Origin of the sequence: Halobellus rufus (genome assembly GCF_000739575.1) — an archaeon.
In the GTDB taxonomy this organism is placed as follows: domain Archaea; phylum Halobacteriota; class Halobacteria; order Halobacteriales; family Haloferacaceae; genus Haloquadratum; species Haloquadratum rufum.
Genome location: NZ_BBJO01000045.1, coordinates 1 through 7,838, shown reverse-complemented (window position 1 = coordinate 7,838; position 7,838 = coordinate 1). Strand labels below are relative to the sequence as shown.

Here is a 7,838-nt window from a genome sequence, read left to right as displayed (position 1 = left end):
TTCAAAGTGGTCGTGATTACCGGCGTAATCAGGACCACCGGTGACAGAAGTCTCATAACCATTTTTCCTATGATAGAAGGGTTCTATCCCCCGAAGTTCGGGTTTGTCCAACGGTATGAATCATATGCCGCTATACCAAAGCCGCGACCGGGAAGTTGAGACTACAGCGGGTATAGCGGGCCTGTAATGCGTCGTTTCAGCCGATTCAGTGATCGGAAGCCGACTCAGATTACTCTCCAGACGGGCGGTTCTGTTGAAATTCCAACCATAAATGCGAATTTCGGCGACTTTCGACAGCGTAGCCACTCAGACGCCCCGCTATTGCGGAGAGAGTCTCGTTACTATCCGATTCCGGTTTCCTTCTTCACCAGCGTTAGCGTATTGTCGGCTGTTACAATCGGTGAATGCTCGTATTCACCGGTCAACTGTACCTGTACCAATAGATCGACCGCTCGCCAGATCGAGTACAGGAGACAGGCGAACGCGAAGTAGAAGAATCGGAGGCTAAAATTCTTCGAGGTCGTCGCGCCCATGAACCGTTTGATCGACTTGTAGCCACTCTCAATCTCCCACCGGTAGCCATACTCCGGGAGAAGGCCACTCTTCCGATTTGTCATGAACACCGAGTACTGCCGATGATCAGTGTGCGCGGAGTTCTCTTTCCGTCGGTAGATTAGCGTCGTCGAGTGCCACTCGTTGTCGCCGAGATGTAGCTTCCGGTCGGTCTCATACCGATCCTTGTCGCGCTTGAGAAGGCGCTTGGCTTGGGCCTTCTCGCTGGTCTGCATCCGCTTCGGAACGACGTAGGAGAGCCCACGTTGACTCAGCATCTCCAGGATATGCTGGCTGTCGAACTCACGGTCCATCAGTACGTTATCGACATGAACAGCTGCCTCTGCCGAATCCAAGAGGTCCTCGACGATCTCCTTGCGTGTGTCCCCTTTCCGGACTGGGCGCGCATCTAAGACGATTGGGACGGCATTCCCGACCATCTGGATCGTGGCCCACTGGTAGGCGTACTCGTCGGTGTTCTCTTTCGTGCCGATAATCTCATCTTCGTGGCCATCTCGGTCACCAGTAAAGGGGTCTGATTCAGTGATATCGATGGCAACGATGCCAGCCCGGTAGAACGCCTCCGTCTCTGCGACTCGATCCAAGAGGCGACTCACGGCTTGGCGGTACATCTCGCGTATCTGCTCAATTGAGAGGTCGCGGAGATGCTCGCGATGGGCGTGGCCAAGCGGTGTCCGCTCCCGATTGGACTCGTGAATGAAACTGCGAGCCCCCTCATTGACGGCGAGGTTTTCTCGAAGCCCTAGGTAGGTTTGGAGGTCCCAGTAGGCATTTTCGTGGATCTCACAACCCTCGCCACGGTCCAGTGAGAACGCTGGGAAGGCAACGCGACTCACTTGCTCAGTAACGGTCTCGGCCTGCTCTAATACGGTCTGATCATCGGGGTCCGATTCTTCATTCTCATCATAGTGTCTGCGGCTCTGCCGTTCTGGTTCTCGTGGAACAGAGACACCCGCATTTTGGGCTTTGATGAGGATTGTTCGCGCTGCCGTCTCGACGGTGTCTTGGAGTTCGGCCGTGAACCGGTGATGCCAGCTACGCCATAGGGTTGACTGATCGGGGACCGACTCCAGGCCAAGTTGATCACAGAGATCGGGATGCTTGGTGAGGTATTCGACGAGCGCGGTTTCGTGGTCCCAGTCGTAGAGTTCTTTTAACAGGAATAGGCGAAACAGAGTCTCAATCTCGTAGCTCGTCGAGCCTGCATATCGGTCGTGGGCATCGAACTGGACGTATGCAAGCGGTAATGTGTGGACGAATGGTTCAACGCCCTCGTGTTCGACTTGTTGGAACCACGTTTTTGCGACCACGCGGACATCCGACTCCAGTGCGGGAAGCGACGAACGATCGAACAGCGGGCTAGACCCATACGTTGGCCAATCGATATAGGAACAATGAGCGATTTGGCGAAAGACTGTTCGACGCGACTCGGGGGTCATAGCCATGTAGGTACGGATAGCAAAACGTCCAAGACCAGTTGATCAAGATCGGATAGAAGTTGGATTCATCAGCGGAAGTGTTGTGGTTAGCTGGAGTAAGAGACGCTCCCAAACTGTGTTTCTCGCCAGTATTTCCAGAGGTAGGATATATCACTAGGATACAACAGTTTTACAATTTCCCGCTTGCTCCCATCGTTAATATCTGAAAGGGTATCTCGAGAAAGCTTGTTCAGATCTTGCATGAGTCGGTCGTACCGTTCGTTTGGTGCAAGGTATAGCAACCTCGTCATCATCAATCGACGGTCTTGTCTGGGGGCAACTTGCTCGTTCCATAGGTCGTCGTAGACTCCCATCTCCTCAGCAGAGATGTTTTTCGTCCTCGTCAGACAGCGGTCGGCTGTCATTGCAGCTGCGCGAGCTGATTTCATACACTTGTAGATTCCCTCTCCCCAGACAGGATCAACCGATGGGACAGTATCACCGATCGCCATAAACGAATCAGTACTCATCGATCCGGGGGGCTGTACATGTGCTGATCCCCGAACTGGACTCTCTGCGATTTGTCTGGCGTTCTCGAACCGTGGGTCAGTATCAAGCCAATGTTCGAGATACCCGTCGACGGTGCGATCGTGAATGGCGTTTTCTTGATAGCGTTCATTCTGGATGTAACAGATGCCGACTTTTGCTGTGTCGTCACCCGTATGGAAGATCCACGAATAACCTCCAGGGGCGTACTCGTGGTCCAACCGCAACATCATCGCGTCAGTGAGATCAGCAAATTCGGGATGATTGAGATCGACGCCTTCGAATAAGTATTCAATACCAATCGCGTGGTTCTCCCGCTCAAGATTGGCTATCCCCAGATCTTTAGCCAGTGGCGCAGCCGGACCCGTAGCATCAATAACGATTTCGCCAAAGACCTCTTGGTCACGGTTATAACGGACACCAACGAGATCACCATCTTCGACGATCGGGTCACGAACACGAGCATCAAACCGATACTCAGCACCCTTGTGACGACCATCCTCGACAAGGAACTTCTTGAACGCCTCGAAGTCCAAGACAAAGCCCGGCTGGTCCTGGATAAAGTGTTCATTTGGAGATTCAAGAACGACTGATCCAGTCGCGTGCATAACGACGTCGTCCGGGATGCCGAAGGAGGTCATCATTGACGCAAACGTTCCGCCGGTAGATTTGTTACTTTGAGCTGGGAATTCATCTTCTGCTTCGGTTTCTAGGACGACAACATCGTACCCACGGTCAGCTAGATCTCGTGCACACTGCGCCCCCGCTGGACCTGCCCCAGCGATGATCACATCATACCTGTTTGACATCGTTGGAGAACAACTACTCAAGAGCGGACGAACAAGATGTTGGAACACAGTGCCACTTTTCGGTTGTTTCTACACAGGCCCGGTGCCCACCATCTTAGTGGGCAGACATCTGTGACACCACGTTGACGAAGTAGACGCCACTGATAATGAGGCCAATTCCGAGAAGGCCTGCCAGATCAACTGGTTCATCAAAAACAACGGCCCCGATACCTGCCACACCGACAATACCCAATGCTGCCCATGTCCCATAGACGACACCCATCGGTAATTCCTCTAACGTCAGGGATAGTAGATAGAACGCTGCCCCATATCCGAGGACAACCCCAATACTGGGAACCGGTTGTGAAAATCCATCGGAGAATTTGAGGGCAGTCGTCCCGAATAATTCGGAGAGTATTGCACCAGCGAGCAGTACGTACGGATGCATATCGTTAGGTCTCGAAGCCCCCGATATACGACTACTGAAACAAAACAGCACTTACAATTTGTTTGGAGGCACAATGACAAAGCATGACGGAATTGGGTGAGCTTGGACTCTCAAGTTACGAGGAGAAGGCCTATCGAACCCTTCTCGTAATAGGAGCAGTGACGGCAGCTGAACTCTCTGATACTAGTGGGGTTCCAAAAGGCCGTATCTACGACGTGCTAAACGGTCTTGAAGCTCGCAAGCTGATCTGGAGACAGTCAAGCGATCCAAATCAGTACGTCGCCGTACAGCCAGAAACCGTCGTCGATAGGCTTCTGGCTGAACGAGCGTATGAACTGAAACAAGAGTGGGATCGTTACCGCGAGAAAGCAGAAACAGTTCGTTCGAACCTTTTGCCGACACCACCAACAGAGAGTAGTTTCTGGCTTGGATCGCTCGGGAGTGACGAAATGAGTACAGCACTCCAGCAGCATATGCGAACCGCGGAGAGCGTTGTCAAGGCAGCCGTCGGGCCTCCCTACGAGGATGCGACGTGGGAGACACTCCAATCTGAAGTGGAAGGCTTTTTCGAGGGGGCTAATACGGATTTGTCTGTTGACCTCCTCTTCAGTGAAAAAGCAGTTACCGTACTCCCCGACCGATTCCCACATCTAATTGAAAAACAGCCCGCAGACATAACTGTCAGAACGACTCCTGAGATTGCGCTTTCGTTTGATATCGTGGACAATGTGGAGACGACGATTGATGTGCTACATCCAGTATCTGGTGAAGACAGGATCGGTGTGATCGGGATCAAAGATTCGCAAGTAGTCTCCGAGTTTGAGCAGTACTTCCAACGACTGTGGACCGATGCTGTTCCCCTCCTTGAGTGAGACAGTGATGATGGGAGGAAGACGTGATGTGATGTAATTGACTCAAACCGATATTGCCTCTGTGCATTGAGAAGGCCAGTCTCAACTCCACTCGGTCCTCGTTCTGCGCGAGGTCATTCGTCTCAGAGTTCCGAAAGCCGAGCCTGAATTTCCTCAGCATCCGCATCAGAGAGCGCCTCAACACCGAACTGGACGAGTAGCGGGTAGAAGTGGCGGTTCTTCTTGAACTCGTCTTGGCCAGCCTTTCGGAGCTTTAGCTGGGACTCGAGGTACGTGTCCTCCATTTCGTCGAGGACACCATCAGGAATGTAGATCGTCCGCCCATTCCACTCGTCCTTGATGTTCGTCTTCGTTTTGCTCGTTTCGTTCGTTTCACTCGTTGAAGTCGATTCGGTCGTTTCGGTCGATGAACTGGTTTCCACCGTTTCACTCACCTTGCTCGTTTCGCTGGAATCGACCTCATCGTCCTCCTCTTCGTAGTTGCCCTCGATGCCAGAAGCATCGCCCCAGCCGTCGCTCATGCTTCCACCTCCTCAGGTGTGACCTGCTCAAACGTCTCGTCGAACAGGTCAGCAATCTCGTTGAACAGGTCGCGTGCATCCTCGACGCGCTGGTTCTCCTTGCCGAAGCCGAAGACGGACACCCCCTCGCCGATCGACTGGGAGAGGTCTGTCCGCTTCGGGATCTCAAACACCGGGAGGGAGTACGCCGACTTGATCTCCTCGATGGTGGCGCGGTGTTCAGCGTTCTGCTCGACGCGGTTACAGACAATCGCGAGACGATTGATGTCTCCGTACGCCTGTTCGAGGGAACTCAGCTGCTTTGCGAAAATCTGGAGGCTGTTGGCGTTGAGCTTCTCGGGAATGACGGGGATGACGACGTTTCCGGTCGCGACGAGGGCGTTGTCAGTGAGGACGTTCAGGGATGGCGGCGTGTCGACGATGATGTAGTCGTAGTCCTTGTCGAGCTCGTCGAGAGTCATCTCCAATCGCTCGCGACTCTTCGGCGCCTCAAGTAGGGTCTGGATGTTCTTGTTGTTCGCAAGCTTCTCGCTGGCGGGAAGGATGTCGAACTCCTCGTGCTCGACGATGATGTCGTTCACCGACTCCATCTGATCGAAGTCGAGGACGTCGAACAGCGTTGTACGGTCGGTGTCGTAGTACAGATCGTTGTAGCCAAGCGAGCAGGTGAGCCCGCCGTGGTAGTCGATATCGACCAGGAGGACATCGTGGCCTCGGGCGGCTAGTGCGCCGCCAGTATGAATGACGTCGGTAGTCTTCCCTGCGCCGCCCTTCTGATTCGCCACCGTGATTCGTGCAGTATTGGTGTCGGTCATTATCTTCGTTTCTCTCGTTGTGTTCGTTTCGTTCGTTTTGGTCGTTTAGTTCGGTGCGTTCGGTGAGGGTGTTTCACTCGGTGAGAGGATTACTACGATGTTAAAACCAACTGTTCGTTTTGCTCGTTGAGGTAAACGCACTCGTTGCCATCATCTTGTTCGTTCCATTCGTTACGTTCATTTCATTCGTTCCAGCCACCGAGTACAGGTACCGCTGAATCATCCTCAACAGTTCGTTCCCCAGAATTCGTTCAATGAATTCGTTTTACTCGTTCCATTCGTTATATTCGTTTTGTTCATTATGGTCGTTCTATGTGTTTTCGAGAGGAAACAAGACTCCGCGAGAGACGAAGGGAGAGATCGTGCTTAACGACCAGTCGAGTAAGCCTTTTAACTATTACCGGATTATTGGTAACCACCAGATGTATGAGGTACTCGACGACACGGCGGCACAGACCATCCTCGCCATCGAGAGTGGTGACTCCATCCGCCGTGTCGCCCAACACCTCCACACGCCGTACGAAACCGTGAGACAGGCCGTCAACCGTCTCGAAGACGCAGGCTACGTTGCCTATGATGACGGCCTCACTGTCGTCGACGAGCGCGTGAGGGACGCCGCACGCGAGCTCGTGGCTGCCAGCGCCGGCGTCAGTCCACCCTCTATCGAGGAAGCCTACGTCATCCCGCAGTTCAGTGACTGGCCGTTCGCGTTCACGCGGATCGACGCCGTCTACGTGTGGACTCAGGGCGGCTACCAGGTCGGTCGCGAGCCCGACGACTATCCATTGTTCCTCGCTGTTCGTGAGCAGGACGTCGACGCATGGGAGGCGTTTTTCGAGTCCTTCGACCTCCCGACCGCAGTTGAGCGACAGCCCCGAGAGGAGCTGGACGGACCACTGCAGATCGTCCTCGAGCCACGCCCGTCACTCGACATCGAGGACGTCGAGGGGTACCCGGTGATCCCGAGAGCTGAAACGATCGAGTATATGCGCGAGAACTACGCCCAGTTCCAGTCGGGGCTGGCGATGCTCGACCGGATGTACGAGGACCTCGACCTCGGCGTCACGTATCGAGAGACCGAACGGGCACAGCCATGAGCTTCAACAGCCGAAGTGACGCGCTCATCGAACTGCTCGAGGAGCTCACGCAACAGGGCCACGAGTACGTTCTTGTTGGCGGCTACGCTGTCTCAGCGTTCAATGCTCGCTTCTCCACCGACCTCGATATCGTCGTCGCGCCGGACTCAAAGGCTGACTTCGTCGAGTTCCTCGAACAGCAGGGATTCGAGGAAACGGACAGTCACGCCAAGGAGTGGTTCTACGACACCGAAGTAATCGAGTACGAGAAGCGGCTCACGCCGCAGCAGCCAATCGGCTTCGATCTCCTGGTAAACGGGCTCGGGTGTCGCCAGACAGAGGCACAGTGGTCGTTCGACTACCTGGACGACCACGGCCACCAACAGGAGGTGAGCGGAGGCACAGTGACGACGACAGCCAGAGTGATTGATGGGGCCGTCCTCGTGGCGGCAAAGCTCCACAGTGGCCGCGAAACAGACCTTCGAGATGTCCTGGCAGTCGCAGAAGAAATCGATCTCGACGCTGTCACACCCCATCTGCGGCGAGGGGACGACGATGCGCTACGGGAGCAGCTGGAGCGTGGACTGGAGATCACAGAGAGCGACGAACTCAAGCACGGGTATCGGAGTGACTTCGGGGCCTCAGCTGTCTCAGAAGAAACGGTCACCGCGCTTCAGGAGTATCTGTCTTCGCAGATTGACCACCTGAGCTGAAGCGGTCGGGACCCCCTTGCTCGGAAGTGAAGATAGGGCCCTTCAGCGGTGCTTGCAGTCAGTCAAAA

At 54.4% G+C, this 7,838-nt stretch carries 8 protein-coding genes; 3 read left to right on the top strand and 5 right to left on the bottom strand.

The window, feature by feature from the left end; translation table 11 throughout:
• Positions 1–341: 341 nt before the first annotated feature.
• The 3 genes from ACP99_RS16165 to ACP99_RS16155 form a co-directional block, all read right to left on the bottom strand.
• Positions 342–2,018 carry a transposase gene (locus tag ACP99_RS16165; protein WP_049987589.1) on the bottom strand — a complete coding sequence of 559 codons (1,677 nt, stop codon included), beginning with the start codon at positions 2,016–2,018 and terminating at the stop codon, positions 342–344.
• Positions 2,019–2,098: 80 nt separating this feature from the next.
• On the bottom strand, positions 2,099–3,346 hold the full coding sequence (locus ACP99_RS16160; RefSeq protein WP_049987588.1) for a digeranylgeranylglycerophospholipid reductase: 1,248 nt from the start codon (positions 3,344–3,346) through the stop codon (positions 2,099–2,101).
• Positions 3,347–3,440: 94 nt separating this feature from the next.
• Positions 3,441–3,773: a DMT family transporter gene (locus ACP99_RS16155; RefSeq protein ID WP_049987587.1), complete on the bottom strand. Its 333-nt coding sequence runs from the start codon at positions 3,771–3,773 to the stop codon at positions 3,441–3,443.
• An 83-nt stretch (positions 3,774–3,856) separates the two neighbouring features.
• Here ACP99_RS16155 and ACP99_RS16150 point away from each other — a divergent pair, with 83 nt between their 5' ends.
• Positions 3,857–4,645, top strand: a complete 789-nt coding sequence (locus ACP99_RS16150) for a TrmB family transcriptional regulator (protein ID WP_049987586.1) — start codon at positions 3,857–3,859, stop codon at positions 4,643–4,645.
• Between the two features lie 122 nt (positions 4,646–4,767).
• On the opposite strand, the gene ACP99_RS16145 is transcribed toward ACP99_RS16150, so the two are convergent.
• Together ACP99_RS16145 and ACP99_RS16140 are read right to left on the bottom strand one after the other, a co-directional pair.
• The gene (locus ACP99_RS16145) at positions 4,768–5,166 is read right to left on the bottom strand and encodes a hypothetical protein (protein WP_049987585.1); all 399 of its coding nucleotides are present in this window, start codon (positions 5,164–5,166) and stop codon (positions 4,768–4,770) included.
• Positions 5,163–5,981: a ParA family protein gene (locus tag ACP99_RS16140; RefSeq protein ID WP_049987584.1), complete on the bottom strand. Its 819-nt coding sequence runs from the start codon at positions 5,979–5,981 to the stop codon at positions 5,163–5,165. The genes ACP99_RS16145 and ACP99_RS16140 overlap by 4 nt, the downstream gene beginning before the upstream one ends.
• A 422-nt stretch (positions 5,982–6,403) precedes the next feature.
• Between ACP99_RS16140 and ACP99_RS16135 the strand changes: the two genes are divergently transcribed.
• The gene (locus tag ACP99_RS16135) at positions 6,404–7,078 is read left to right on the top strand and encodes a helix-turn-helix domain-containing protein (protein WP_049987583.1); all 675 of its coding nucleotides are present in this window, start codon (positions 6,404–6,406) and stop codon (positions 7,076–7,078) included.
• The gene (locus ACP99_RS16130) at positions 7,075–7,770 is read left to right on the top strand and encodes a nucleotidyltransferase family protein (protein WP_049987582.1); all 696 of its coding nucleotides are present in this window, start codon (positions 7,075–7,077) and stop codon (positions 7,768–7,770) included. The genes ACP99_RS16135 and ACP99_RS16130 overlap by 4 nt, the downstream gene beginning before the upstream one ends.
• The last annotated feature ends 68 nt before the right edge of the window (positions 7,771–7,838 follow it).

Excerpts from the sequence above, each read along its gene's own strand:
- ACP99_RS16145 (WP_049987585.1), bottom strand. The coding sequence starts at position 5,166 with ATGAGCGACGGCTGGGGCGATGCTTCTGGCATCGAGGGCAACTACGAA.
- ACP99_RS16140 (WP_049987584.1), bottom strand. The coding sequence starts at position 5,981 with ATGACCGACACCAATACTGCACGAATCACGGTGGCGAATCAGAAGGGC.
- ACP99_RS16160 (WP_049987588.1), bottom strand. The coding sequence starts at position 3,346 with ATGTCAAACAGGTATGATGTGATCATCGCTGGGGCAGGTCCAGCGGGG.
- ACP99_RS16150 (WP_049987586.1), top strand. The coding sequence starts at position 3,857 with ATGACGGAATTGGGTGAGCTTGGACTCTCAAGTTACGAGGAGAAGGCC.
- ACP99_RS16165 (WP_049987589.1), bottom strand. The coding sequence starts at position 2,018 with ATGGCTATGACCCCCGAGTCGCGTCGAACAGTCTTTCGCCAAATCGCT.
- ACP99_RS16135 (WP_049987583.1), top strand. The coding sequence starts at position 6,404 with ATGTATGAGGTACTCGACGACACGGCGGCACAGACCATCCTCGCCATC.
- ACP99_RS16130 (WP_049987582.1), top strand. The coding sequence starts at position 7,075 with ATGAGCTTCAACAGCCGAAGTGACGCGCTCATCGAACTGCTCGAGGAG.
- ACP99_RS16155 (WP_049987587.1), bottom strand. The coding sequence starts at position 3,773 with ATGCATCCGTACGTACTGCTCGCTGGTGCAATACTCTCCGAATTATTC.